The organism is Flavobacterium laiguense (assembly GCF_003097655.1).
GTDB lineage: Bacteria > Bacteroidota > Bacteroidia > Flavobacteriales > Flavobacteriaceae > Flavobacterium > Flavobacterium laiguense.
In genome coordinates this window covers 1-25,304 of the sequence record NZ_QCZH01000012.1, presented here as the reverse complement: position 1 = coordinate 25,304, position 25,304 = coordinate 1, and the positions used below count along the sequence as shown (strand labels likewise).

Genomic DNA, 25,304 nt, shown 5'->3' with positions numbered 1-25,304 from the left:
AAAGTTTAAAATCTATTTTCGTTGTGCTTTAACCATAGCAGGTGTAATCACTTTTTTGCTGTTTCCCCAGCTAGCGTAAACATAAGTTAATGCGTCCGCAATTTGTTGGTCACTTAATGCTTGAGCTGGCATCGCACTATTGAATTTTTTACCATTTACCGTGATTGGCCCAGTTAATCCTTTAACTACTCCTTTAATGGCACGGTTCACATCGGCATTCAAATAGTCCGACTTGGCCAGTGGAGGAAAAGCACCTGGAATTCCTTGTCCTGTTGGTTGGTGGCAAGCCACACATACCTTATCATAAACGCCTTTACCTTTGGCCGCATTTTGACTATACCCTTGTATTGCAAATCCTAATATTGCAATAGTAAAAATGAACTTTTTCATATGTTGAATTTTATTGTTTTTTTTGGTCATATGTAATTCGCATATCATCATTGGTGTTTGCGACCAATTTTCGGACATGCTCATTTCATAATTATAATTTTATTGTGTTAATCAAAACCGTTTGGTTAAACCTAATTAAAGATCAATTTAATTGAGTAAGCAAGTTATTCAATAAAAAGGCTTAATCCAAACGGCATTTTATTTATTAGTGTCCTATTTGATTTCTTTGTCCTTTTACTTGAGATGCAGTAACATTAGTTTTATTATTTCCCCAACTACTGTAAACATAAGTCAACACGTTTGCAATCTCTTCATCACTCAAGTTTTGAGCAGGCATCACATTATTGTACTTGGTACCATTCACCGTTACATTTCCGGATAAACCATTTACAACGGCATGAATCGCTTTTGTAGTGTTGCCATTCAAGAAATCAGATTTGGCCAATGGAGGAAATACTGTCGGAATTCCCTGCCCTTCAGATTGGTGACAAGCAAAACAAGATTTACCATATACATCTTTCCCTGATTTAATTTGTTCAGCTACAGTTTTAGGCTTAGTTGATTTTACCTCTTTTTTACCTACAGGCATTGATTGAATTCCACCACCTTCTGCCAAATAAATTCCTTCTTGAGTAGTTCCTGAATAGATAGTTTTATCTTCAGGTCCTTCTACTTTTAGCATACCCAACGCACCTTTGTTAAATGCTCTAAAGATAGAGTGATCCACCAAGACTAAAGTTGCAGGCACTTCACATTTGAATTCTACAATTGCAGCTCCACCGGCAGGAACCAAAGTGGTTTGTACATTTTTGTTGATCATATCTCCACCTTCGATATATACTTTGTCGAAAATTTCACCTATCACGTGGAAAGAAGAAACTAAGTTAGGACCTCCATTACCCATAAAGATACGAACTGTTTCACCTACTTTGGCAGTAAGGGCTTTATCACCCACTAACGCTCCTGTTTTACCATTAAAAACAACATAATCAGGTTGTTCTTTAACCGCTTTATCCATATCAAATTGTTGTAGACCCGGCTCTCCATTTTTACCTGAAGTATAGAAATCACCTTGCATTACGTAGTATTCTTTGTCTACAGCTGGCAATCCTCCTTCTGGCTCCACTAAAATCAAACCATACATTCCATTGGCAATGTGCATCCCAACTGGTGCAGTAGCACAATGGTACACATACAAACCTGGATTTAAACATTTGAAATTGAATACTTTTTCATGTCCTGGCGCAACCAATGAAGAAGCAGCTCCTCCACCTTGTCCTGTTACAGCATGCAAATCGATATTATGAGACAATTTGTTGTCTGGGTGATTTTCTAAGTGAAATTCCACCTCATCACCCACACGAGTTCTGATAAAACTTCCTGGTACTGACCCTCCAAATGTCCAATAGGTATATTTTACACCATCGGCCATTTCTCCTTCTTGTTCTTTAATTTCCATGTGAACAACTAACTTTGTTGCTGCACGATCGCCTACAGGTTTTGGCACAAAAGGAGGAGCAGTTAATTCGGCCTCTTGCTGTCCTTCTACTTTAATGTACTTGTTGCTATCCGCATCACTACCTGGTTTGTAGTGATTGAACGCTAATAATCCTAACGAAACAGTTAAGCATGCTGCTAAAACTATTTTGATTCGTTTGCCATTTTGTTGTTTTGGTTTCATAATAATTAAGGTTAAATGATAATTCAAATAAGAGACAAACTTGTCTTTTATTATGACGTAAAATTAAAGGATGAATACTAAAAAAATCATGATAAAAATCATGTTCTTAACTTTTTTTTAAGGATTATTTTAAAAAGATAATCAGCAATACAATTAGCCCTAAAGTTAAAGTTAAGCTAACTTTCCAGAACGAATTTGCTTTTTTTAATTCCATAAATTGAAAAGTAACAAGTGAAAATTTGAAAACGGCTAATCCCATTATTAAAGACACTACAAAAGGCGAAACCAACATAAAATTGGCAATCAAAGCTGTAGCAATGGTGAGTGCTATCAAAACTCCATAAACGAAAATTAGTGATTTTTGCATTTTTAAAAAATTAAATAAAGTACTGGAAACAACAATAACCAAATCAAGTCACACATGTGCCAAAAAGCTGCGCAGGCTTCGACATCTTCAGTAATGGTATCCGAATCTTTTTTTGTCATTCCGTAATTGGTCCAACCTAAAATAACCAATCCCATAATAACATGAATCACGTGAAATCCAGTCAACAACCAATAAAAAGTATAAAACATATTGGTGTCCAATGAAATTCCGCTTTCTATTTTATGATAATATTCAATGCTTTTGAGTCCTAAGAACAAGAATCCCCCCAACATAGCCAATTTAAAGAATACAGATGATTTCTGGATTTCCTTCTCCTTAAATTGATGCACTGCATTGGCCATAAAAAATCCGCTTGTCAATAAGAAAACTGTATTTATGGCTCCAAAAGTGGTATTCAATTGCATTCTAGAATGGTGAAACAATTCGCGTTGCTCATTTCCATAATAAACAAAAGCCACGAGTGCCATCCCGAAAGTAATGAGTTCAAGAAAAATAATAATCCACATCAAGATTCCTCCCGGCGGATAATAGATGTTTTTATAATTAATTTTTAGGGTATTCATAATTGTTGTTTGCAAAACACATTACAAAGTTACCCAAAGTTGAAACCTTGGGCTATGGTTACATGTTTAATTAATAAGTGTTGGCAAATTCCATAGCCAACAGTTTCAACTGTTGGAGACCTTTAGATTGTCTTTTATTCCCAATCCAACAATCTTTTTTCGCCTTCAATCTTCTTGATGTCTGTAATATCCTGAGACATTTCAATCACACCTTTGTAGTTTTTATTGGCATCCCTCACGGCAAAATAGCGAATGTAAATCAGGCGTTCTTTGTAATTAATCCAAAACGACGATTCATTTTGAGTTCCTTTTCTAAATTCGTCCAAGATTTTGAGTACGGTACCCACACTTTTGGGAGGATGACAAAATTTAACTTCACGTCCAATAATACCCGCACTCCTAGGAAACACACGCTCTTCTCCCCTGTTGTAGAAAATCACTTTGTCATTTTCGTCAACATAGGTCAAATCCAAAGGCATCGTTTTGAAAAGCAAATTCACTTGCTCCACAGTCATGTATCCTTCATCATAATGCGAAGTATTTTCTAAAGAAAAAGGCATTTCTCTAACAGTAAAATCTTCACTCGGATGTACATATTCCACTTTTGGAAAAGATGGAGGTGTTTGGGATAACATCCAGCCAATTTCTTCTTCGCCTTTTCGCATTTCGATCCAATCATTATCGGTTAGTATATCTAATGCATTTGGGAATAGCACATCCTCTTCAACTCCCATCAATCGAGAAATTCCATCTGTCAAAAACGGAGTATTGGTTTTTATCTTTTCAGGATTATTCATTTTGAGATAGTACTGAATCAATCGGAATTGCTCTCTCAAATTATCATGAAACGACCACATTCCTTGCGAAGGCCCTACCCATCCTTTTTTTTCTAAAAATGGAAAAAGCTGATTTTCTTTTCGGGTAAAACGCTTTTCTATGGTAAGCAACTGATGGAATATATTCGTGTATTTTGGCAAATCTACCAATGGATTTACCGCTTTAATTTCTTCCAAAAGGCTATTGATAATTTCTTTTTCCTGAAAGTAAATCCAAACGGGATGTCCTTCCGGCAATGCTGTGGTATTGATTGTCTCTGTCATTATTAATTATTTTTATTTTGGAACCATTTTCCTTTTTGTTTTTTTAACCATTAAGACATTAATAAGACTTAATCCCTTAATGGTTCATTAAAAAAAAATGGCTTATTTCATTTTCATTTTTGATGTTTAATCTTTTCATATAATTTCACTAAAGATTGTAACAACTCAACTGGAGTCGTTAGAATTTGATAGTGATTTTGCCCAAACATTTGAGGCAAATAATATTTGGCTTCGGCCTCAATAGCCAATGCATAGGAATTAATATTTTTTGAATTAAGTTCTCGAAGGGCTTGTTTTACATCATTGATTCCATATTTTCCTTCGTATTTATCGTAGTCATTGGGTTTTCCATCAGAAATTAGGATTACCCATTTGTTTTTGGTGCTTCGTTTGTCGAGACGTACACCTGCATGTCGCAAAGCCGCTCCAATTCTGGTGTATCCACTGGGTTCTATAGCTCCCACTTTGTGTTTGGCAACATTCCAACTTTCGTCAAAATCCTTTACTGTTAGATAGGTCGAATAATTTCTGGTTTTGGAATAAAAACTATCTATCGAAAAATCGATATTGAACTCGTTTAAAATTTCCCCAAACAAAATAGAAACTTCTTTCTCTACATCAATCACACGGTTTCCGGCTGCATAACCATCACTTGAAAGGCTGATATCTAACAGAATCAGAATAGACAAATCTTTTTCTTTTTTTCGATTTGAAACATAAATTTTATCCGAAGGCGTTCTTCTTGAATGTACATCTACATACAAATCGGTTATGGCGTCAATATCAAATTCATCGCCTTGAGTTTGTCTTTTTTGTTGTTGCATTTTGTTATTAACATTCGTCAACATTTTACGCAAGCCCATCAAAGTGGACGCATTCTTTACTATTGTTTTTTTGTAATAATCGCTATCCGTTTTAAGTTGTGATTTTGGGTATACTTTACAAAAACTGTCCTTGTAACTATTTTTACTAAAATCCCATTCATCATAGGTATGATGAAATCCTTTTTCATCCACCTCAGCACTTTCGGAAATCGTGGTATTTTCAATAAAATCGGCTTGATATACGGAATGCGTAGTATCATCAACACGAACGGTGTATTTCATATTCAATTCTTCCAAGGCGTCTTGATGATCTTCGAGTTCATCTGATCCATCAAAATCACGCCAGTTCCCATTGAATTCTTCGGCGGTTTCGACTTTTTCAAAATTATGCAACATGACATAATCCTCCTGTTGCTTTTTATCGAGTTCTACTGTAACAACTTCCTCTACGGCTTTTGCTTTAAGCGTAGTTAAAGGCTGAATTTCATTCGGTTTTTTAGTCTTATCCGAGAAGTTTTTCAACGTCTCATCGGAATCGATTACAACTTCATTTTTCATCCATTTACCAAATAGCCAAGAGAAATCAGGATCTTTTTTGGTAGCTGTTTTTTGAATAAAATGATTTTTGGCATCTACCAGAAACTGTGCATCAATAGAAAATTCTTGAAACAATATAGACAGAATTTCCTTAGATGTTTCCAATGCTTTTTGTTGCGAAAGGATTAACGTTGGTTCGGTTTCTTCTACTTTCCAATTGTGATTCAAACGTTGTTGCACGCATAAGTATAAAAGTCGAAAATGGTAAAAAGTAAGATTCTCCTCCAGCGTAGGCAATTCGGCAAACGAGATTGGGAGGAAAAAATTATTATTTTTATACCCTCCTTCACGTTCTGCGGGAAATATTTCGATAGGATTTCCCGTTATGGCACGTGCCAAAATTGTCAAACGCGGTTTTATCTCACTCAACATAATGGTCCTGGCAGTAATTTCGGGAGAAACTTTTTTGCTTTTTTTTAATTGTTGAAAGAATTTCCCAACTAAGTATTCATCTATTTCGAAACCCATATTTTTTTTTAGTTTTCAGTCGCAGTCTCAGTTTTCAGTCTCGGCCTCCGTTCACACTGCGACTGTAAACTGACCACTGATAACTTTTTATTATATCATCAGATTACATAAATCCTTCAATGCTTCTACGGTTTGCAAATCATCAGTCAGCGGTTCTACAACGGCGACGTGAACGGATAATCGTTTTGGCAATCCGCTGTGAATGATTTTCGCGGCATCTACCAGAAGTCGCGTAGAAACCGTTTCGGTCAATCCTAATTCGGTTAAATTTCTAATTTTGTTACCAATGGCTACTAATTTCTTGGCGGTATCATTGTCAATATTGGTTTCTTTGACCAAAATTTCCGTTTCTATTTTCGGCTCTGGATAGTCAAAAGAAGCGGCAATAAATCGCTGACGAGTGGAAGGTTTCAGTTCTTTGAATCCTCTTTGATATCCAGGATTAAAAGAGGCAACCAGCATAAAATCATCATGAGCTTTTACCGTTTCCCCCAGTTTGTCTATAAAGAGCACGCGTCGGTGATCGGTCAAGGAGTGAATAGCCACAATCACATCAGGACGGGCTTCCGCCACCTCATCCAGATAGATAATCGCTCCTTCTTTTACGGCAGTGGTCAACGGACCATCAATCCAAACGGTCTCGGCTCCTTTTATAATGAATCGCCCAATTAAATCGGTGGAAGAAGTTTCTTCATGACAGCTAATCGTGATGAGCTTTTTATCCAATTGATGCGCCATGAATTCTACAAATCGGGATTTCCCCGTTCCGGTAGGACCTTTTAGCAAAAAAGGAATTTTGTTTTTATAGGAATGTTCAAAGACTTCTACTTCTTTGCCTACGGTATGGTAATATGGTGTGTTTTGTGACATTGTAGTATTTTTTAAATAAAAAATCAGAACACGATATCAATTGTTTTTCTGGAAATGCAGTTCTAAAAAACCATCAATAAAGCGTTCTGATTAAAAAAAAAAGTGAATTAGTAAACTTATTTAACCTCTAAAGCTTCATCCGAAGGTCTGCCGTATTTAACAAAATCATAAATAAAGAGCCCTATTCCGGTAGTGAACATGGTTGCACAAATCAACAATACCACAAAGTGAATACTGATTTCGTTTTGCACTACCATGAATTCCATTTTCATTTTTCGCTCTAAATATACTTGCACCACACCAGCTACTCCAAAAGCAACTGTCATTCCTAACATCCCGACATTCGATAACCAAAAAGCGGCCATTCCTGTAGTGCTTTGGTATCTCTTACGACCAGTTACATTTGGTAATGCATAACTGATTATCGCCAAAACAATCATGGCATAAGCGCCCCAAAAAGCATAATGTCCGTGCATGGCTGTAACCAATGTTCCGTGAGTATATAGATTGGTTTGAGGTAATGTATGTGCGAAACCTAGTAACCCTGCTCCAACAAAAGATACTATAGAAGAACCAATGGTCCAGAATAAGGCAATTTTATTAGGATGGCTTTTTTCGCCTTTGCGATACATATTTACCGCAAACAACGCCATTGCCAAGAAAGCCAAAGGTTCCAGTGCAGAGAAAATTCCACCAACGATTAACCAAATTTTATTTACTCCGATATAATAATAGTGGTGTCCAGTTCCTAAAACTCCAGAAAGGAAAGTCAATCCAACAATTACGTACAACCATTTCTCAATAACTTCTCTATCAACCCCAGTCAATTTGATTAATAAGTACGAAAGAATACCTCCCATAATTAATTCCCAAACCCCTTCAACCCACAAGTGAACTACCCACCAACGGAAGAATGAATCCATAACCTGACTGTCAAACCAAATCATTCCCGGTAAATACAGTAAGGCAGCAAAAAGCAATCCCATAGTCAATACCAGTGCGGTTGTAGTTTGTCGTTTTCCTTTGAAAAGCGTTCCTAAAATCAAACCCAAGAATAACAATACATTGATAACTACCAGAAAATCCAATTCTCTCGGAATTTCAAGAAACTTTCTACCTTCCCAGTGGTTGAAGTGAAAACCAACAATGGCCACCACACCAACAACTGCTAGCGAAATTAATTGTACATAAGCCCATTTTACGCTAATCAGTTCTCGTTGGGCTTCTTCGGGAATGATGTAATAAGCCGCTCCCATAAAACCCGTTAACAACCACACCACCAGTAAATTGGTATGTACCGCTCGTGCTACATTAAAAGGTACAATTTCGTGTAATCCTTGTATTCCTATTCGATCAAAGCCCATTATAAAACCATAGACAATTTGCAGTGAGAACAAAAGCATACACAGTGCAAAAAACCAATAGGCTACTTTTTGTGATTTATATTTCATCTGTTTATTTTTTAATTATTTTCTTTAGCTAATGGAGAAACGATACGGTCAAATCCATTTAGATCGATTTTTCCAATCCATTTGAAGTAAGCTACTAATGCATCGGCATCTTTTTCACTCATATTATAGGCAACCATTTTTCGTCCACTAGGAGCCCAAGGAACGGGTGACATTAAAGCCGCTTTAACATATCCTTCGCCTCTTCGATCGATAACTTTTGTCAATTCTGGCGCATAATAGCCTCCTTCTCCCATAACGGAATGACATCCCATGCAATTGTTGTTTTCCCAAAGTTCTTTTCCTCTCACTACCTGTTTGTCTATCTTACCATAGTTAGTTTGATCATTTCTGGGCATAAACGAATAAATGGTCAATCCTATAAAGATTAAAAAGGTGACCAAAGTTCCTCCCAGAAAAAATGCTCGTGCTTGTGATTTTGACAGCATAATAATCTGTTTTTGTTAGTTAATAAATTTGTTATTTTCAATAAAGGATAAATTTGTCCTTTATTGTTCTGCAAATATAAAAGATAAATTTATCTTTTATTATAATAATTGTCATTTTTTTTAATAAAAATATTTTTTTCACTCTTCATTAAATAGAATCCTGCGTAGTTCCTGAAAAATTTGATTTTATAAGTTTTCAACAACCAATTGTTCTTAAGTAGCACTCCAAATATGATAAAAATCATATTCTGAACTTTTTAATATTCGTAAAATTATATCGCCTAAAAAAAGATATTAAAAAACCACACTCTTTTCGTTATCAAAGATTTACAAAAAATTAAAATTAAAAAAATTAATTACGGATAAATTTGTCTTTTATTGTAATGTTACCTAATTTTGCCTTCAAGATTTAAATTAAAAAATAACATTATGGAAACTTTAGAAAAAATTACAATAGGTGAATATGTAGCAAAAGACTTTAGAACAGCAGCCCTTTTTTCAAAATATGGCATTGATTTTTGCTGCAATGGCAATAGAAGTATCGAAGAAGCTTGCGAAAAAAAAGCAGTGAATCCTGATGATTTATTACAAGAAATTAAAACTGTTTTATCCTCAAAAACGGATTCTGGAATCGATTTCAATTCATGGCCTATCGATTTATTAGCCGATTATATTGAGAAAACACATCACCGTTATGTTTCAGATAAAACACCTACTCTACTTCAATTTTTAGACAAATTAAGTCGAGTACATGGAGCCAATCATCCTGAATTATTAGAAATAAATGAACTCTTCAAAGGTTGTGCAGGCGAACTGGCCCAACACATGAAAAAAGAAGAGCTGATTTTGTTCCCTTTTGTCAAAAAAATGGTTCGTGCCAGTATTTCGGATGAATTAATTGAGCAACCTCATTTTGGAACAGTAGAAAATCCTATTGCCATGATGATGCACGAACACGATGCCGAAGGGGTACGTTTTAGAAAAATAGCTGAGTTGACAAATGATTATACTCCGCCTTCAGATGCTTGTAATACCTATAAAGTAACCTTTGCAATGCTACAGGAATTCGAACAGGATTTGCACAAACACATTCATTTGGAAAACAACATTTTGTTCCCAAAAGCCGCTAAACTGGAAAAAGACTTTTCGGCTCAACACTAAAATAATTATAAACACTAAACATCAACTACTATGGAGAATTACGTTATCAAAAGGAATGGAAAATACAAACCATTTGAAAGTTTTAAAATTAAAGATGCCATTGAAAAAAGTTTTAAAAGCGTTTCCATAGTCGTTGATGAAAGTGTTTTTGAAAGCATTATTCTTCAGCTTACAGCCAAAAAAGTTTGGGCAGTTGAAGAGATTCAGGACTTGATTGAAAAAAAGTTGTACGAAAAGCAATACTTTAATGTAATGCGATCTTTCATGTTGTTTCGTCACACAAGAAAGTTGCAACGCGAACATATCAACGGATTGAATGACGATACTACTTATGTAGACAGTACGCAAACCATCCAGGAATATATCGAACAAACCGATTGGCGTATTAATGCCAATGCCAACACTTCTTATTCTAATGCAGGATTGGTCAACAATGTTGCCGGTAAAATTATAGCCAATTATTGGTTGGATAAAGTCTATACCAAAGAAGAAGGTTATGCACACCGTAATGGCGATATTCACATTCACGATTTAGATTGTCTTACGGGTTATTGCGCGGGTTGGAGTTTACGCGTTTTATTAAACGAAGGTTTCAATGGCGTAAGAGGTCGTGTAGAGAGTAAACCGCCTTCTCATTTTAGGGAAGCATTGGGTCAGATGGCTAATTTTCTTGGGATTTTGCAAAGCGAATGGGCTGGAGCGCAAGCCTTCAGTTCTTTTGATACTTATCTTGCTCCCTATGTTTTTAAAGATAATTTAGACTTTGAGGATGTTCTAAAAGCCGTACGAAGTTTTGTGTACAACCTGAATGTTCCCGCTCGATGGGGGCAATCGCCTTTTACCAACATCACGCTGGATTGGATTGTTCCAGATGATTTGAAGACTCAAATTCCAACAAAGAATGATTTCCATTTTTTTGAAAATAATTTTGAATATGATCTTTTGGTAAGAGCCAAAGAGCGTGGTGTTGAAAAAGTTACTGAATTACGTTACGAGCATTTTCAAAAAGAAATGAACCTCATCAACAAGGCCTATTATACCGTAATGACCGAGGGAGATGCCAATGGACAACCGTTTACCTTCCCGATTCCTACGGTAAACATTACCGAAGAATTTGATTGGGACGGAGAAAATACCGATTTACTTTTTGAAAATACCGCCAAAATTGGATCTTCCTATTTTCAGAATTTCATCGGAAGTCAATATGTCTTAGATGAAAATGGCAATCAAATTGAAAATGAGAATGCCTACAAACCTAATGCGGTTCGCAGTATGTGTTGCCGTTTGCAACTTGATCTACGCGAATTACTAAAACGCGGAAACGGACTTTTTGGAAGTGCCGAGATGACGGGAAGTATTGGCGTAGTTACCATCAACATGGCGCGTTTGGGTTATTTGAATAAAGGAAACAAAGAAAAATTATATACCCAACTGGATTCACTTTTATACATCGCCAAATCGACTTTGGAGAAAAAAAGAGTCTTTATCCAAGAGATGTATGACCGTGGATTATATCCTTATACCAAACGTTATCTGCAACATTTCAGGAATCACTTTTCAACTATTGGTGTGAATGGAATGAATGAAATGATACAGAATTTCGCCTATGACCAAAACAACATTACCTCTGAATCCGGCATTGAATTTGCATCCGAAATACTGGATCATATTCGAAACAGGATGAAAGAATTTCAAGAGGAGACTGGGAATCTATACAACCTTGAAGCCACTCCAGCCGAAGGCACTACCTATCGTTTTGCCAAAGAAGACAAAAAACGCTTTGACGATATTATTCAAGCGGGACAGGACGACAATATTTATTACACCAACAGTTCGCAAATCCCTGTGGATTTTACCCAAGATCCATTTGAAGCCTTGATGCTACAGGATCAATTGCAATGCAAGTACACTGGAGGGACAGTTTTACATTTATACATGAGCGAAAAAATAAGTTCACCCGAAGCCTGCAAACAATTTGTCAAAAAAGTAATCACGAATTTCAGGTTGCCTTACATTACCGTAACTCCTGTATTCAGTATATGTCCATTGCACGGTTATTTGAACGGAGAACACGAATATTGCCCGAAATGTGATGAAATTATAATTGAGGAAAAAGCAAAATTTATTGAGATATAAAAAGGGTTTAAGAATAGTTTAAAATTGTTTAAGGTTTAAATTGTTTAAGGTTTGAACGTTTTTTGATAATGGCAAAAAAAACAAAATAATTGCCTTTAGCCCCGATAGTAGTGGAAATCCTTTTGTGCCGGGGTTCGGCACAAAAGATTGAAACGGATAGCGGGAACTATGCCAGCAAAAAAGCCTAATCTTTCGCTCCAAATCAATAATCAAACTCAGATTTAAACAACTTTAAACAATTTAAACCTTAAATAATTTAAACCTTAAACAATTTAAACTACAAAAAAATGAAACTAACCACCAACCAGATTTTAGAGCAAAATCAAGAATTACGCACCAAGTGTTTGGTGTACACACGAGTAATGGGCTATCACAGACCCGTAGAAAGTTTTAACATAGGAAAAAAAGGTGAACACAAACAACGAACTCATTTTACAGAAGGAAAGTGTTGCTAAACCTATTTATAGCTTAACCCCTTTTACCTTATTGGACTACCCTCATAAATCAGCTTGCATACTTTGGTTTGCAGGCTGTAATATGCGGTGTCTTTATTGTTACAATCCCGAAATTGTTTTTGGAAAAGGAACTATTTCCTTTGAAAAAGCGCTCCAATTCCTCAAAAGCAGAATCCATTTACTCGACGCAGTTGTTTTTAGCGGAGGCGAATGTTTGTTGCATAAAAAAAGCATTTCGTTTATAGCAGAAGTGAAAAAAATGGGTTTCTTAGTCAAAATCGACACCAATGGATCCCAACCCGAAGTACTGGAAGAACTCATCCAAAAAAAACTCATTGATTATGTAGCGCTCGATTTTAAGGCAATGCCTGAAAAATTCGAAAAAATAACGCAATCAAAACTCTTTGTTCCCTTCGAAAAGTCATTACTTTTATTGCTTCAAAGTGGAATTTCTTTTGAAGTACGTACAACTGTACATTCTGAATTATTAAAGAAAAAGGATATTCAGGAGATGATTTCCTATTTGGAAAAAACTGGTTACAATGGCAATTATTATATTCAACATTTTATAAACGAAGTACCCACCATAGAAAAACTAAGTCATTCATTCAGGGAATTAGAAAACGAAAATCTTTCTACGGAAAAAATTAAAGTACATTTTAGGGGATAATTATGAGAAAGAGTTGGATTTTGGTATGTTTTATAAATTTTTTCATCGCTTCGGTGATGGGCTTATTGCTTCGATGGATGTATGTTGCACCTCTTGAAGGAGTCAATTTTCAGTTTTTAATGCACGGGCATTCGCATGTAGCCATGTTGGGTTGGGTATATTTGATGCTGTACTGCTTGATTTTTCATTTCTTTGTTCCCAAAGAAGCCCAACAAAAACCCATATACAACCGATTATTTTGGGTTACTGAATTGGCCGTTGTTGGTATGATGATTGATTTTCCAGCCCAAGGGTATGCCTTTGCCTCTATCCTCTTTTCGACTTTACATATTTTTTGCAGTTATTATTTCTGTTATCTGATTTGGAAAGACGCTAAACCCGCCACTCTTCCTGAAAAAAAATTGTTGAGAACGGCTTTGTTTTTTATGGTATTTTCCACATTGGGCGTTTGGTGTCTGGGCCCCGCAGTTGGGATGCTGGGGAAAGAAAGTGCTTTTTATCAAATTGCGATTCAGTTTTTCCTTCATTTTCAGTTTAATGGATGGTTCCTGTTTGCAGTTTTGGCTTTGTTTTTCAAACAGTCAAAAATAAACATCGAGGAGAAAAAATTCCGTATGTTCTATAATTTATTCGTTAGCGCAACGGTATTAACATTGGCTTTGCCCGTGAGTTGGTCGCTTTCGAATCCCATTTTTTATTGGATTAATGTGGTTGGGGTTGTGCTTCAACTCATTTCGACACTATTTTTCATCCAACTTATTCGACCTCAATTCCAAACATTTTTTACTCCGTTGTCTTCATTGGAAAAAATCGTATACCGTTTTGCCTTATTTTCATTAGCCTTAAAAGTCATCATTCAATTGGTCGTTTTGGTTCCTGAACTGGCACAAGTATCCCATGAGATTAGGAATTTTGTCATTGGATACATCCACTTGACAATGCTGGGGATTATCACTGGTTTTCTGTTTGGGTTTGCCTTGCAAAATGATTTTTTAAGCTCTCAAAACTCCATTCAAAAATGGGGAACAATTCTTTTTTTACTGGGATTTGTGACTACCGAAATTCTTTTATTCCTTCAAGGTATTTGGCTGTTCTTGAATAAAGGATCACTTCCTGGCTATTATCAAAATCTGTTTTTATCAAGTATTTGTTTGCCAGTAGGACTTTTGATGTTGACAATCGGTGTTTTTAAACTTAAATCAAAATTTATATGAGTCATCATTTATTGTTAATCATTCACCTTTTGAGTGCTACCATTTGGGTAGGTGGGCATTTATTGCTTGTCTTTGGTCATTTGCCTCAAGCCCTCAAAGAGAAAAATCAAAATATAATCCTGAACTATGAGAAAAAGTATGAACCAGTAGGAATGACTTCTTTAATTTTACTGGTAACTACTGGAATTTTGATGGCTTATCAATATGGCGTAAGCATCGAATATTGGTTCCATTTTTCTACACCAATAGAAAAAGTGGTTTCTACAAAATTGCTTTTGCTTTTACTCACCGTTGTTTTTGCACTGAGTGCTCAATTTAGAGTATTGCCAAAACTCAAAAACAGTCCCGATAAATTGCCCGAAATGACTTTTCATATTCTATCCGTCACCTTAATTGGTGTTTTGATGCTTATTTTTGGTTCTTTTGTTCGTTTTGGAGGGTTTTAGTTTTATAATGAATCAAATTAAAAAAGAGCTTTTGCCATAATTATTATATGCCTTTCCATAACTAATAAAACTCCTAATAAGCTTTAGGACGTCCATAAATTATTAATAGAACCCGTTTTTAAATAAAAAACAAACCACATAGATACATAGATTTATAACTAATAATTAAAGAAAGAATAGAAAATAGCACTATTTTTCACATAGATTGACTATGTGAAAAGTAAAACATCTATCAAACTCTTTTCAAAAACTAAAATTCTATGCTTCTATGTGGTAAAAAAAATATTACACCCAACGGGTTAATAGAGAATACAACTTATTTCTATAAATTTGTAAAAAACCAATTATGTTTTCAAAAACCTGCGAATACGGTATTCGAGCCACCATTTTCATAGCCTCACAATCCTACCAGAACAACAGGGTGGGACTCAAAGACATTGCCCAAAAAATTGATTCTCCCGAAGCTTTTACCGCCAAAATTCTTCAAATACTATCCAAAAACAACATCATTAATTCCATAAAAGGTGTTGGAGGCGGCTTTGAAATTCCCAAAGAAACGATGAGCGAAATAAAGCTTTCGCACATAGTTACCGCATTAGAAGGCGACTCGGTTTTTACGGGTTGTGGGTTGGGGTTGAGTTCCTGTTCTGAGGAGCATCCTTGCCCAGTTCATGAAAAATTCAAATCCATTCGAAATGAATTGGCTTTTATGCTCGAAAATACCAATCTGGAGGAATTGGCCTTGGGTATAAAGACAGGAGATACTTTTTTGAGGTATTAATACCTTTTAAGCCAAGAATTTACTGCAAAATAAAAAGTAATCTTATATTTACATGATATTTTAAGTAGCAAAACTTAAACCCAAATTATCATGATTAAATCTAAGGAATCTGATTTAAATACTTTTTTAAAAGTAGATTATACCGAAGACAATAGTATCTGGCTCACCGATAGTTTGACACTCCGAAAAATTATTGGTGTTTTAGGGATGGCAATGCCTTTATTGCTGTACTTATCCTTATACCTCGACAATGGATTAAATTTCCCCTTAGAATCCATCAGTCATTATTACTACACTAGAGTTAGCAGTATATTTGTTATTGTTTTAAGTTTATTAGCTGTCTTCTTGATTGTTTACAAAGGCAAAAAACCTATTGATTTCTACATCTCCTTATTCGCTGGAGTTTTTGCATTATTGGTCGTTTTATTCCCAACAAGCAACTTAACCGACATATGTTGTGACCCAACCAAAAAATATGCTGTTACGATTTTGCCCAAAAGTGATTTCAGAATGTATTTTCATTATACCGTTGCAGGCTTGTTCTTTCTTTGCTTATCCTTTATGGCTTTCTTTTTATTTACAAAATCAAACAAATCACCAAGCGAAAGAGGTTCTAAAAAAATAATCCGAAACCGAATTTACAGAACTTGTGGGGCATTGATGGTATTGGCCATTTTGATTCTATTTGCAGGATCCCTCCAAATAATACCAACCGAATATTTTAAAGAATATCCACTTACTTTTTGGATGGAAACCTTGGCTATTGAAAGTTTTGGTTTTGCTTGGCTAGTCAAAGGAGAAACACTGTTTAAAGATTAATTTTAAGCCAATTACACCAATACCGTCCTTAACTTTTAGCATTAAAAGCACTAGTTAGAGACTGTTACGGAACACAGATAAAGATTATACCATAGCCAACGGTTTCAACCGTTGGAGACAATAAGAAAGCATTCAATATCGGAAAATATTCTCAAAGATACGATACCCAAGGTTGAAACCTTGGGCTATATCTCTGCTTTGACAGTTACAAATAAACCAAAAAAAAAACTTGATTTTCATCAAGCCTTTTTCTTTATTTAAACTACTGCTAATTCAGGTATACTAAGTTCAAACAGTTCTTTCTTATAATTATTCAACTGATTTTCGATGTTTTGTTTACTTTTCTCAAACCAAGTATTAGAAGCAATTAATGATTGATAATATTCAATTCCTTCATTCAAATTACTTTTGAAAGCTTTCAATTTCTTTACTTGAGGTGCCGTTATTTGCTCTGAAAACTCATTGATTTCATTTTTCAGGTAATCCATGTACATTTTCAATTCATTGATAATTACATTCGGACGATCCTTATTTCCCAGTACTGATGCATTGCCATAAATGTGTTTTACCATGTCCGAAAGCGAAACTTCTTTGTCAAAATAAGCCAAATTAGGTCCTGGGCAAATAACAACTCCTTGGGATTGTCCTTTTATTTTAATGTTATTTTCAAGATAAGAAGCATTCGCCAAACCAACACAAAGACATGATTTCTCGGTAATGCTGTTTTTCTTTTTATCAAAAGAGTCTTTAGATAGAGAATCTTTTATGGCATCTAATTCCTCCAATTTTAAATCTTGGTATTTTTTTGATGCAGGACACATTCCTTTTGGACCATATTCTTTACTTAAGGCCAAGAATTTTTTAGGGCAAGAGCTTCCTGCTTTATCTTCTTCAATCCTTTTTTGTTTAAAAAACTCATTGGTCGTTCCTTTTACCGCATTGAATGGAATTCCAAGTGGCGAAATATGACTTAAATAAAAATCGTCTTCTTTGGCTTTTTCCAATAATGTTCTAGTGGCGGCATCTACAGAAGTTGCTTCGGGAACTAACAAAAATGGAGAACCCCAGCCCACTGAATCTACTTGATAATGTTCTAATAAAAAGTCATGCTCCTCGGCAGTACCAACACCACCTTGTACGGTGATTTTTAATTCTAATGGCGTTTCAGGAACATGCAGTCCTTTTATCTCCAAAGACTTAACCATCAATTCATGCGCTGATTGAATTAATTGCTCCTTTTTTTGTTTGAATTCTTCCAAAATCGGACCTAACAAATATCCATCGGTAGCAAAGGCATGACCTCCACAATTCAGACCTGATTCTATTCTGTATTCAGATACCCAAAGCCCTTTTTTAGCCAAGAAATTCCCTTGAATCATAGCCGAACGAAAATCACTTACTTTCAAAATAATTTTCTTTTGCAATGTATTATTCGCATCCGGGTAAAAAACGGGGAAATTTTCAAAATAAGCATACAATCTAGGATTCATTCCCGCAGATAGCACTACTGATGAAGACAAATTACTATTGGCAAAACCACGTAAAGAAGCATGAGCATCATTAAATTCAACCGGTAATTGCTCGTCTTTAATGAAATTATCTTTATCAACTTTGGTCATGATATTAACATCAATCTCTCCGGGTGAAAGGTTGTTTTCAAGGTAACTTTTGATATTGTCCTTAAAAGCAACGCCATCGTCAATCAGATTCTGCAGCCCTTTTTTAATCTCCGATTTATTAGGCAACATGGCAATGTAATTGTCTAAAGCCTGTTTACTTTCTGCCAATTCTACTTTAAATTTTTCGAACTTTTCTTTTACGATAGTGTCCATCAAATTCAAATAAGATGTCACGCGTTCTGCACGGTAATCATGAATCTTTTCTGTGATTTCTTGGTATGGCATTTTGAATTTTTCGCTATAAAAAGCGTTCATTCTTTCTATTAAATCATCGTCTATAATCGAAACTACGGATGATATTCCGTATTGTGCCACTCGTATCGGGCTATCAATGGTATACGCCAATCCCATTACTGGAATATGGAAAGTATGTATCGGTTTTTTTGTTGTCATGCGTTTTATTGGTTTAATGAACTTATTTTGCAAAGGTCAAAAAACTTATTAGCTTAAAAACTGATAAATGTCATACTATAAAGAAACATATTGAATTACATTTGCAGATTGTAAAATGCGTAAAAACAGATATTTAACAAAAACCTCCTTTTAGAGTCTTTTCTAAAGCTTTTAGAAAGAGGTACCTTCAAAGTTTTACCTTATCTTTGCAAAAAAATAATCTTCAATTAAGAAAACACAATTAAAGTTTCTAAAAATGAAAAGTCTTAAAGAACGTATATTGGAATTGAAAAAAGAGAAAAATGCGGTAATCTTAGCCCATTATTATCAAGAAGCCGATATTCAAGATGTTGCAGATTATGTAGGTGACAGCTTAGGATTGTCTCAAGAAGCCATGAAAGTGGATGCGGACATAATCCTTTTTGCTGGAGTTCATTTCATGGCCGAAACTGCCAAAATTTTAAATCCTACTAAAAAAGTAATTCTGCCAGATTTAAACGCAGGTTGTTCCCTTGCCGAATCTTGCCCTGCTGATTTATTTCAAAAATTCACGGAAGCACACCCTGATCATATCGTAATCACTTATGTAAACTGCTCTGCCGAAGTAAAAGCGTTGTCAGACATTGTGGTTACCTCATCGAATGCAGTTAAAATTGTACAGTCTATTCCAAAAGACAAGCCTATTATTTTTGCCCCAGATAAGAATTTAGGGAAGTATGTAATGGAGCAAACCGGTAGAGAAATGCTACTTTGGGATGGCGCATGTGTGGTTCACGAAGCTTTTTCGCTAGACAAGCTGATTGCACTTTACAAACAAAATCCGGATGCCCAAATTATTGCACACCCAGAATCTGAAACACATATTCTAAAAACGGCAAACTATATAGGATCTACTGCAGGAATGATTAATTATGTAAAAACCAATCCGAACAACAAATTTATCGTTGCAACCGAAGCAGGTATTTTGCATAAAATGAAACAAGAAGTTCCAAACAAAATCCTTATTCCAGCGCCATCAAACGAAGATAACACTTGCGCTTGCAGCGAATGTGGATATATGAAAATGAATACCCTTCAAAAAGTATACGACTGCCTATTGAATGAAACTCCAGAAATCAATGTTCCGGACGACATTAGAAAAAAAGCATTAATCCCAATAGAACGCATGCTCGAACTATCTTAATAATGATTACAACCAATTATCTAGTTATAGGTTCGGGCGTTGCCGGATTGACATTTGCCCTTAAAATAGCCAATCGTTTTCCTGAGAAAACCATTACCATTATTACCAAAGCCAACGCTGACGAGTCTAATACCAAATATGCTCAAGGCGGAATAGCCATTGTTACTGATAAAATGGAAGATTCGTATCAAAAACACATCGAAGACACCCTTATTTGTGGCGACGGATTGTGTGACGAAACTGTAGTTAAAATGGTGGTTACCGAAGGCCCTAAGCGACTGAAAGAACTGATAGAATGGGGAGCGCAATTTGACAAAAATGCCAAAGGTACTTTTGACTTAGGTAAAGAAGGAGGCCATTCTGAAAATAGGGTGGTACACCATAAAGACCAAACCGGTCACGAAATTCAACGTGCTATTTTAGAACAGGTAATGCTCAAAGAGAACATTACGGTTTTGGATCATTACTTCGCACTCGAATTGATCACTAAAGACAATCGCTGTGTAGGTGCTTATGCCCTTGACGAAAAAACAAACGAGATCATTACGTATCAATCTGATTTTACTTTACTGGCAACTGGGGGTATCGGACATTTATACGGTCACACCACCAACCCAATCATAGCAACAGGCGACGGAATTGCCATGGCATATCGTGCTAACGCCACCATAAAGGACATGGAATTTATACAATTTCATCCAACAGCTTTATATGATACCTCGGCTGGTTCTAAATTCTTAATATCTGAGGCTGTTCGTGGTTTTGGTGCTCGATTGAGAACCAAAAAAGGAGAACTGTTCATGCATCATTATGATTCTCGTGGAGATCTTGCCTCAAGAGACATTGTTTCCCAAAGCATTGACTTGGAACTCAAAAAATCGGGTGACGAATGTGTCTATCTAGACTGCACCCATCTAGAAATGGAAGGATTTAAAAATCACTTTCCAATGATTTATTCGCATTGCAAAAATGTAGGGATTGATCTTGAAAAAGATTGGATTCCCGTTGTTCCTGCCCAACATTATTTGTGTGGTGGAATTGTAGTGGACATCAACGGTAAAACCTCTGTAGATAATTTATTTGCTTGTGGTGAATGCTCCAGAACTGGTTTGCATGGCGCCAATAGGCTGGCTTCAAATTCCTTGTTGGAAGCTTTGGTATACTCGGATAAGGTTTACCATTATTTAGCAGAAAATCCTTTTATTGCTCCAAAAACAAAAATTGCCATTCCAAAATGGTCTATCGAATCTAAAACAAAAATTGCTCCCGAATATATTGCCCAAATGAAAGCTAAACTACAGCTTTTGATGCGTCAAAATGCAGGAATCGTTCGATTTGATTCGGATTTATTGAAAGCCAAAGAACAACTCAAAATCATGCAAGACGAAATAGATGCCACTATAAAAAAACATCTTGTTTGCACTGATTTATATGAATTGAACAACATGATAGACATCGGAAATCTTATAGTACAACAATCCATTGATCGCAATGGCAATTGTGGTGGATTTGTGAAATATGAATCGAAAGATATTAAATAAATTTAAAAAAGTCTCTTAACTGGAATATGTTGAGAGACTTTTTTTGTTTGTTAAACTTGAAAATAACACTTCTAAATAAAAAAAACCAGTCGCTAAACTGGGATTGATCATAAGGTATATTGACTGTCACTATTATTGTTGCCTTTTATTGCCTGTTGGCAAATAATACAGCCACGCAAACCCTATCAGGAACAGGATCAAGGAGGCAATAAAAGCAGGAATTAATATTTCACGATTATTTTCTAAAGCGTTGTTCAACGAGGCATACAACAACCAAATCTGGATAGTGACATTCAAAATTAATATGAATATCAAAGTCGAAAGGATGTTGTTGAGCTTGTTGGGATTCGCTTGATTTTGACTAGTTCTAAAAGTACTCATGATTTTTTATTTTAGTTTTTAAACTGCATGTTCCTCTTGGTGAGCCGCTTTTACATAAATCTCGTTTTCTTTAAAAAACACATCAAGACTTGGCAAAGCTCTTGGCGGTGGACCACCTAGAACATCTCCTGTTTTGGCATCAAATGATCCCTCGTGACAAGGGCAATGAATAATTCCGGTGCCTGGTTTGTAAAATACGGAACACGACAGGTGGGTGCATTTTTGCTCGTAGGCTTTGAAATCGCCATTTTCGAGGTGAATCAAAATATACGGAATAGTACTGCCCGCGATTACAAAAGCACGAGTTCCACCTACTGGTACCTCATCTTTATTGCATACAAAATGCTCCCCTTCTACTTCTTCTTTGGGAAGCAAATAGGCTTTGGCGGCTACGAGTCCGCTACCTACCATTAGTCCGCCCGAAACTAGGGTAAGGAATTTGGCGAAATCACGACGACTTACATTGGTCGCTTGCTGCTTAAGAATTGGAAAGTCTTTCTTCCAATTTTTATTTAAATTATCTTCTTTTGACATTTCTATATGTTGTAAAAAGTTTTGTTTCAAGTTTAATGTTTCAAGTTTCAACTTCTTGTGAAGTTCCCCCTTCGGGGTCTCGATAGCTATCGGGGAGGGGGCTACTAGTATATAATCAGCTCCGTGCTTCCTTTTGGCATCATGATATTGACTTTGGTGTTGACTATTTCTTTTCCAAATATAAAGGTGTTGACCGGCGTACTGTTCGGACGCATTTCCTCGATTTCGGTTCTTGTTCCAAAAAACAAAGCACCGCTTGGGCAAACTGTCGCACACATTGGTTTTTTGCCAATACTGGTTCTGTCATAACACATCGTACATTTCATCATCAAATCATACGATTCTTCTTTTTTGGGTACCCCAAAAGGACAAGCCATCACACAATTCGAACAACCGATACATCTCTCGGTATTGGCAGTATGAACAATTCCGTTTTCGTCTTTAGATATTGCATCGGCAGGACATACATTGGCACAAACAGGATCATCACAGTGCATACACACCTGAACCGTAGTTTGAATCGTTGAAGCCCTATCGACATAATTCACGTGAATTAAGGTTTCCTGACCGTTGGTTTCACATTCGGCGCAAGCCATTTCGCAGGCTTTACAGCCAATGCAACGTTGCATATCTACAAAAAATTCCTCGTTTTTATTGAAACTGGTGTAATTCATTTTTCCTTTTTATAGATTAAACACTAGCATACGCTTTTGATTCTTTGGATGGCCCAGCAATTTCTTTTAGCGGTTCCAACTGACAGGCACATACTTTGAACTCCGGTATTTTAGAAATAGGATCCAATGTTCCAGGGGTCAATTGATTCGCCGATTTTTTCCCAGACCAATGGTACGGGATAAAAACGGTATCCTCCCGAATGGTTTCAACAATATTTGCTGGAAAGATTCCTTCTCCGCGTCGAGTGGAAACTTTTATTAATTCTCTTTGCTTGATTCCGTATTGTTCTGCCATTTTAGGATGAATTTCCAATAAAGGCTCTGGAAATTGATCGACCAATTTCCCAATTCTACGGGTTTGCGTTCCGCTCAAATATTGAGACACCACTCGGCCTGTTGTCAAAATCACAGGATAATCCGCATCGGTTATTTCGCCTGGAAGCTTGTATGGAGCGGGATTAAAATGTGCTTTTCCATCTGGGGTTTTAAACTTTTTGTCTTCCCACAATCGCGGTGTTCCGGGATGGTCTTCGGTTGGGCAAGGCCAAAAGATTCCCATATTATCTTCAATTCGTTTATAGGTGATTCCGTTGTAATCTGCTGTTCCTCCTTTCGAAGCCACACGCAATTCGTTAAAAATGGCTTCACTGTTTTCATACGTAAATTTATCTTCAACACCCAATCGTTTGGCCAATTCAAGAATAATGGACGTATCGGTTCTCGCATCACCGGGAGGAGTTACCGCTTGACGGATACGAATCACTCGACCTTCCGCAGATGTCGTGGTTCCTTCCTCTTCTTCCTGCAAAGAACCCGCCAGCACCATATCGGCGTGGCGTGCCGTTTCATTCAAGAAAAAGTCAATACATACATAATATTCTAATTTTTCCAAAGCTTCCCGAACGTAGTTGCTATTCGGCAAAGAGACCAACGGGTTGAAACAAATTGATATCAATCCTTTTATTTCTCCACGATGAATGGCTTCGATGATTTCGTAAGCCGAAAGCCCTTTTCCAGGCATATCTTCCTCGTTGATTCCCCAAACTTCCGAAATATACTTACGGTGTTCCGGATTCTCAATATCTCTGTTACCCGGCAATTGGTCGCATTTGTGTCCGTGCTCCCTACCGCCTTGTCCGTTTCCTTGACCGGTAATGGTTCCGTAACCACAATACGGTCTGCCTATTCTTCCTGTTGCTAGTACCAAATTGATACAGCCCAAAACATTGTCCACCCCTTTCGAGTGGTGTTCGATTCCACGGGCGTGAAGCAAGAAACTCGTTTTGGCTTTGCCCCACAATTCGGCCGCTTCGCGTATTTTATTTTTGTCGATTCCAGTAACTTCCTCCGCCCATTCAAGCGTATAGTCTTTTACAGCATCAATGGTTTCCTGAAAACCAGAAGTATAATTGTCAATAAAATCATGATCCAGCATGTCGTGATCCACCAAGTATTTCAGCATCGCACCATACAAAGCCGAGTCGGTTCCCGGTCTCACATCCAAATGGATATCAGCAGTTCTTGCCAGCGGAATCATCCTTGGGTCAATCACTATAATTTTGGCGCCGCGATCACGGGCTTTCCAAATCCAGTGTGTCAGTGTTGGGAATGTCTCGCTGATATTGGCACCAGCCACTATAATCACTTCGGCATATTCCAGATCCGAATAGTTATTCGAAGCCCTGTCCAATCCAAAGGCTTTTTTATTACCCGCTCCTGCACTCACCATACATAAGCGACCGTTGTAATCCAGGTTTTTGGTTTTTAGCGCCACACGAGCAAATTTACCAACTAGGTAGCTTTTCTCATTCGTCAACGAAACTCCTGATAACATAGACATGGCATCATTCCCGTATTTTTCTTGAATTCTTTTGATTTCAGAAACCGTTTTGCTCATCGCCTCATCCCAAGAAGTTGGAACAAACCCTTGTCCTTCTACCCTTTTCAACGGAGACATCAAACGGTCTGGATGGTTGTTTTGCAAATAGCGTTGCACCCCTTTTGGACACAATCTCCCTTCATTAAAAGGAAATTCCATCCAAGGCTCGAACCCCACTACCTTATTTTCTTTCACCAACAATTGAATCCCGCATTGCATCCCGCAAAAACAACAATGCGTTTTCACAGCCTCATCCGGTTCGTCCCTACCGACATATCCGTCCTTTGGCGCATAATTCAGCGTGGGTCCAAAATGCTTTACTATATTCTCTTCTGCTACTGGTAATTTTGCCATTTTATATTTTTTACAGTTCTCTGTTATTAGTTTTCGGTTTCAAAAATCTAAAATCTTAATTCTAAAATCTGCAGTCCTCCTCTGGGCGTGCCACCAGTAATGAAAGAGGCCAACTCACTATACCGCTTATTCGGCCCCTTTCATTACTGCTGTCGGGCTATCCGCCTTTACTTTGTATTTGATAAAACACTAAATTTATTCAAAGGAAAACAGAGGTGAACTATGC

23 protein-coding genes and 1 pseudogene are annotated in these 25,304 nt (G+C 36.6%); 10 read left to right on the top strand and 14 right to left on the bottom strand.

Annotated features, from left to right (window positions below):
• Window positions 1–12: 12 nt before the first annotated feature.
• The 9 genes and pseudogenes from DB891_RS11145 to DB891_RS11105 form a co-directional block, all read right to left on the bottom strand.
• Window positions 13–336, bottom strand: a pseudogene (locus DB891_RS11145) (c-type cytochrome); the annotation flags it as partial.
• 259 nt (window positions 337–595) lie between these two features.
• On the bottom strand, window positions 596–2,077 hold the full coding sequence (gene nirK, locus DB891_RS11140) for a copper-containing nitrite reductase (protein WP_394335997.1): 1,482 nt from the start codon (window positions 2,075–2,077) through the stop codon (window positions 596–598).
• A 118-nt stretch (window positions 2,078–2,195) separates the two neighbouring features.
• Window positions 2,196–2,438 carry a cytochrome C oxidase subunit IV family protein gene (locus DB891_RS11135; RefSeq protein ID WP_124019512.1) on the bottom strand — a complete coding sequence of 81 codons (243 nt, stop codon included), beginning with the start codon at window positions 2,436–2,438 and terminating at the stop codon, window positions 2,196–2,198.
• A gap of 2 nt (window positions 2,439–2,440) precedes the next feature.
• Window positions 2,441–3,022 (bottom strand): cytochrome c oxidase subunit 3, encoded by a 582-nt coding sequence (locus DB891_RS11130; protein WP_116763534.1) that lies wholly within the window; start codon window positions 3,020–3,022, stop codon window positions 2,441–2,443.
• Between the two features lie 134 nt (window positions 3,023–3,156).
• A complete protein-coding gene (locus DB891_RS11125; RefSeq protein WP_116763532.1) occupies window positions 3,157–4,122 on the bottom strand; it encodes a DUF438 domain-containing protein in 966 nt (321 codons plus the stop codon).
• Window positions 4,123–4,235: 113 nt separating this feature from the next.
• On the bottom strand, window positions 4,236–6,011 hold the full coding sequence (locus tag DB891_RS11120) for a nitric oxide reductase activation protein NorD (protein WP_116763530.1): 1,776 nt from the start codon (window positions 6,009–6,011) through the stop codon (window positions 4,236–4,238).
• A 90-nt stretch (window positions 6,012–6,101) separates the two neighbouring features.
• Window positions 6,102–6,881, bottom strand: coding sequence for a CbbQ/NirQ/NorQ/GpvN family protein (locus DB891_RS11115; RefSeq protein WP_116763528.1), 780 nt, complete (start codon window positions 6,879–6,881; stop codon window positions 6,102–6,104).
• 116 nt (window positions 6,882–6,997) lie between these two features.
• Complete coding sequence (locus DB891_RS11110) at window positions 6,998–8,332, bottom strand: cbb3-type cytochrome c oxidase subunit I (RefSeq protein WP_116763526.1); 1,335 nt, start codon at window positions 8,330–8,332, stop codon at window positions 6,998–7,000.
• A gap of 11 nt (window positions 8,333–8,343) precedes the next feature.
• Entirely contained in the window at window positions 8,344–8,778 is a 435-nt protein-coding gene (locus DB891_RS11105) for a c-type cytochrome (protein WP_116763524.1), read from the bottom strand.
• A 429-nt stretch (window positions 8,779–9,207) separates the two neighbouring features.
• On the opposite strand from DB891_RS11105, the gene ric reads away from it, so the two are divergent.
• The 8 genes from ric to DB891_RS11065 all read left to right on the top strand — a co-directional run bounded on the left by ric (window position 9,208) and on the right by DB891_RS11065 (window position 16,460).
• Window positions 9,208–9,939 carry an iron-sulfur cluster repair di-iron protein gene (gene ric, locus DB891_RS11100; protein WP_116763522.1) on the top strand — a complete coding sequence of 244 codons (732 nt, stop codon included), beginning with the start codon at window positions 9,208–9,210 and terminating at the stop codon, window positions 9,937–9,939.
• A 30-nt stretch (window positions 9,940–9,969) separates the two neighbouring features.
• Complete coding sequence (locus DB891_RS11095) at window positions 9,970–12,075, top strand: ribonucleoside triphosphate reductase (protein ID WP_116763520.1); 2,106 nt, start codon at window positions 9,970–9,972, stop codon at window positions 12,073–12,075.
• Window positions 12,076–12,362: 287 nt separating this feature from the next.
• Complete coding sequence (gene nrdD, locus DB891_RS11090; protein ID WP_116763518.1) at window positions 12,363–12,530, top strand: anaerobic ribonucleoside-triphosphate reductase; 168 nt, start codon at window positions 12,363–12,365, stop codon at window positions 12,528–12,530.
• Window positions 12,484–13,200, top strand: coding sequence for an anaerobic ribonucleoside-triphosphate reductase activating protein (locus DB891_RS11085; RefSeq protein ID WP_116763515.1), 717 nt, complete (start codon window positions 12,484–12,486; stop codon window positions 13,198–13,200). Before nrdD ends, DB891_RS11085 begins: the two co-directional genes overlap by 47 nt.
• A 2-nt stretch (window positions 13,201–13,202) precedes the next feature.
• Window positions 13,203–14,414, top strand: a complete 1,212-nt coding sequence (locus DB891_RS11080; RefSeq protein WP_116763513.1) for a hypothetical protein — start codon at window positions 13,203–13,205, stop codon at window positions 14,412–14,414.
• Complete coding sequence (locus DB891_RS11075; protein WP_116763511.1) at window positions 14,411–14,860, top strand: CopD family protein; 450 nt, start codon at window positions 14,411–14,413, stop codon at window positions 14,858–14,860. The genes DB891_RS11080 and DB891_RS11075 overlap by 4 nt, the downstream gene beginning before the upstream one ends.
• Window positions 14,861–15,206: 346 nt before the next feature.
• Window positions 15,207–15,641, top strand: coding sequence for an RrF2 family transcriptional regulator (locus DB891_RS11070; protein WP_116763509.1), 435 nt, complete (start codon window positions 15,207–15,209; stop codon window positions 15,639–15,641).
• 90 nt (window positions 15,642–15,731) lie between these two features.
• Window positions 15,732–16,460 carry a hypothetical protein gene (locus DB891_RS11065; protein ID WP_116763507.1) on the top strand — a complete coding sequence of 243 codons (729 nt, stop codon included), beginning with the start codon at window positions 15,732–15,734 and terminating at the stop codon, window positions 16,458–16,460.
• Window positions 16,461–16,717: 257 nt separating this feature from the next.
• On the opposite strand, the gene DB891_RS11060 is transcribed toward DB891_RS11065, so the two are convergent.
• Window positions 16,718–18,532, bottom strand: a complete 1,815-nt coding sequence (locus DB891_RS11060; RefSeq protein ID WP_116763505.1) for a hypothetical protein — start codon at window positions 18,530–18,532, stop codon at window positions 16,718–16,720.
• 256 nt (window positions 18,533–18,788) lie between these two features.
• On the opposite strand from DB891_RS11060, the gene nadA reads away from it, so the two are divergent.
• Window positions 18,789–19,715, top strand: a complete 927-nt coding sequence (gene nadA, locus DB891_RS11055; RefSeq protein ID WP_116763503.1) for a quinolinate synthase NadA — start codon at window positions 18,789–18,791, stop codon at window positions 19,713–19,715.
• A 2-nt stretch (window positions 19,716–19,717) separates the two neighbouring features.
• Window positions 19,718–21,256 (top strand): L-aspartate oxidase, encoded by a 1,539-nt coding sequence (nadB, locus tag DB891_RS11050; RefSeq protein ID WP_116763501.1) that lies wholly within the window; start codon window positions 19,718–19,720, stop codon window positions 21,254–21,256.
• Between the two features lie 132 nt (window positions 21,257–21,388).
• On the opposite strand, the gene DB891_RS11045 is transcribed toward nadB, so the two are convergent.
• From DB891_RS11045 to DB891_RS11030, 4 genes are all read right to left on the bottom strand, one after another.
• Window positions 21,389–21,637: a DUF6755 family protein gene (locus DB891_RS11045; RefSeq protein WP_116763499.1), complete on the bottom strand. Its 249-nt coding sequence runs from the start codon at window positions 21,635–21,637 to the stop codon at window positions 21,389–21,391.
• Window positions 21,638–21,655: 18 nt separating this feature from the next.
• On the bottom strand, window positions 21,656–22,171 hold the full coding sequence (locus DB891_RS11040; protein WP_116763497.1) for a Rieske (2Fe-2S) protein: 516 nt from the start codon (window positions 22,169–22,171) through the stop codon (window positions 21,656–21,658).
• A gap of 104 nt (window positions 22,172–22,275) precedes the next feature.
• Window positions 22,276–22,845 carry a 4Fe-4S dicluster domain-containing protein gene (locus tag DB891_RS11035; protein WP_116763495.1) on the bottom strand — a complete coding sequence of 190 codons (570 nt, stop codon included), beginning with the start codon at window positions 22,843–22,845 and terminating at the stop codon, window positions 22,276–22,278.
• A 16-nt stretch (window positions 22,846–22,861) separates the two neighbouring features.
• A complete protein-coding gene (locus DB891_RS11030) occupies window positions 22,862–25,078 on the bottom strand; it encodes a molybdopterin oxidoreductase family protein (protein ID WP_116763493.1) in 2,217 nt (738 codons plus the stop codon).
• Between the last annotated feature and the right edge of the window lie 226 nt (window positions 25,079–25,304).

Bases quoted from the DNA above. Each gene is read 5' to 3' on its own strand.
- nadB (WP_116763501.1), top strand. From the start codon at position 19,718: ATGATTACAACCAATTATCTAGTTATAGGTTCGGGCGTTGCCGGATTG.
- DB891_RS11075 (WP_116763511.1), top strand. From the start codon at position 14,411: ATGAGTCATCATTTATTGTTAATCATTCACCTTTTGAGTGCTACCATT.
- DB891_RS11030 (WP_116763493.1), bottom strand. From the start codon at position 25,078: ATGGCAAAATTACCAGTAGCAGAAGAGAATATAGTAAAGCATTTTGGA.
- DB891_RS11070 (WP_116763509.1), top strand. From the start codon at position 15,207: ATGTTTTCAAAAACCTGCGAATACGGTATTCGAGCCACCATTTTCATA.
- DB891_RS11080 (WP_116763513.1), top strand. From the start codon at position 13,203: ATGAGAAAGAGTTGGATTTTGGTATGTTTTATAAATTTTTTCATCGCT.
- nrdD (WP_116763518.1), top strand. From the start codon at position 12,363: ATGAAACTAACCACCAACCAGATTTTAGAGCAAAATCAAGAATTACGC.
- DB891_RS11105 (WP_116763524.1), bottom strand. From the start codon at position 8,778: ATGCTGTCAAAATCACAAGCACGAGCATTTTTTCTGGGAGGAACTTTG.
- DB891_RS11125 (WP_116763532.1), bottom strand. From the start codon at position 4,122: ATGACAGAGACAATCAATACCACAGCATTGCCGGAAGGACATCCCGTT.
- DB891_RS11065 (WP_116763507.1), top strand. From the start codon at position 15,732: ATGATTAAATCTAAGGAATCTGATTTAAATACTTTTTTAAAAGTAGAT.
- DB891_RS11060 (WP_116763505.1), bottom strand. From the start codon at position 18,532: ATGACAACAAAAAAACCGATACATACTTTCCATATTCCAGTAATGGGA.
- ric (WP_116763522.1), top strand. From the start codon at position 9,208: ATGGAAACTTTAGAAAAAATTACAATAGGTGAATATGTAGCAAAAGAC.
- DB891_RS11130 (WP_116763534.1), bottom strand. From the start codon at position 3,022: ATGAATACCCTAAAAATTAATTATAAAAACATCTATTATCCGCCGGGA.
- DB891_RS11135 (WP_124019512.1), bottom strand. From the start codon at position 2,438: ATGCAAAAATCACTAATTTTCGTTTATGGAGTTTTGATAGCACTCACC.
- DB891_RS11045 (WP_116763499.1), bottom strand. From the start codon at position 21,637: ATGAGTACTTTTAGAACTAGTCAAAATCAAGCGAATCCCAACAAGCTC.
- DB891_RS11040 (WP_116763497.1), bottom strand. From the start codon at position 22,171: ATGTCAAAAGAAGATAATTTAAATAAAAATTGGAAGAAAGACTTTCCA.
- nadA (WP_116763503.1), top strand. From the start codon at position 18,789: ATGAAAAGTCTTAAAGAACGTATATTGGAATTGAAAAAAGAGAAAAAT.
- DB891_RS11110 (WP_116763526.1), bottom strand. From the start codon at position 8,332: ATGAAATATAAATCACAAAAAGTAGCCTATTGGTTTTTTGCACTGTGT.
- DB891_RS11120 (WP_116763530.1), bottom strand. From the start codon at position 6,011: ATGGGTTTCGAAATAGATGAATACTTAGTTGGGAAATTCTTTCAACAA.
- DB891_RS11035 (WP_116763495.1), bottom strand. From the start codon at position 22,845: ATGAATTACACCAGTTTCAATAAAAACGAGGAATTTTTTGTAGATATG.
- DB891_RS11095 (WP_116763520.1), top strand. From the start codon at position 9,970: ATGGAGAATTACGTTATCAAAAGGAATGGAAAATACAAACCATTTGAA.
- DB891_RS11115 (WP_116763528.1), bottom strand. From the start codon at position 6,881: ATGTCACAAAACACACCATATTACCATACCGTAGGCAAAGAAGTAGAA.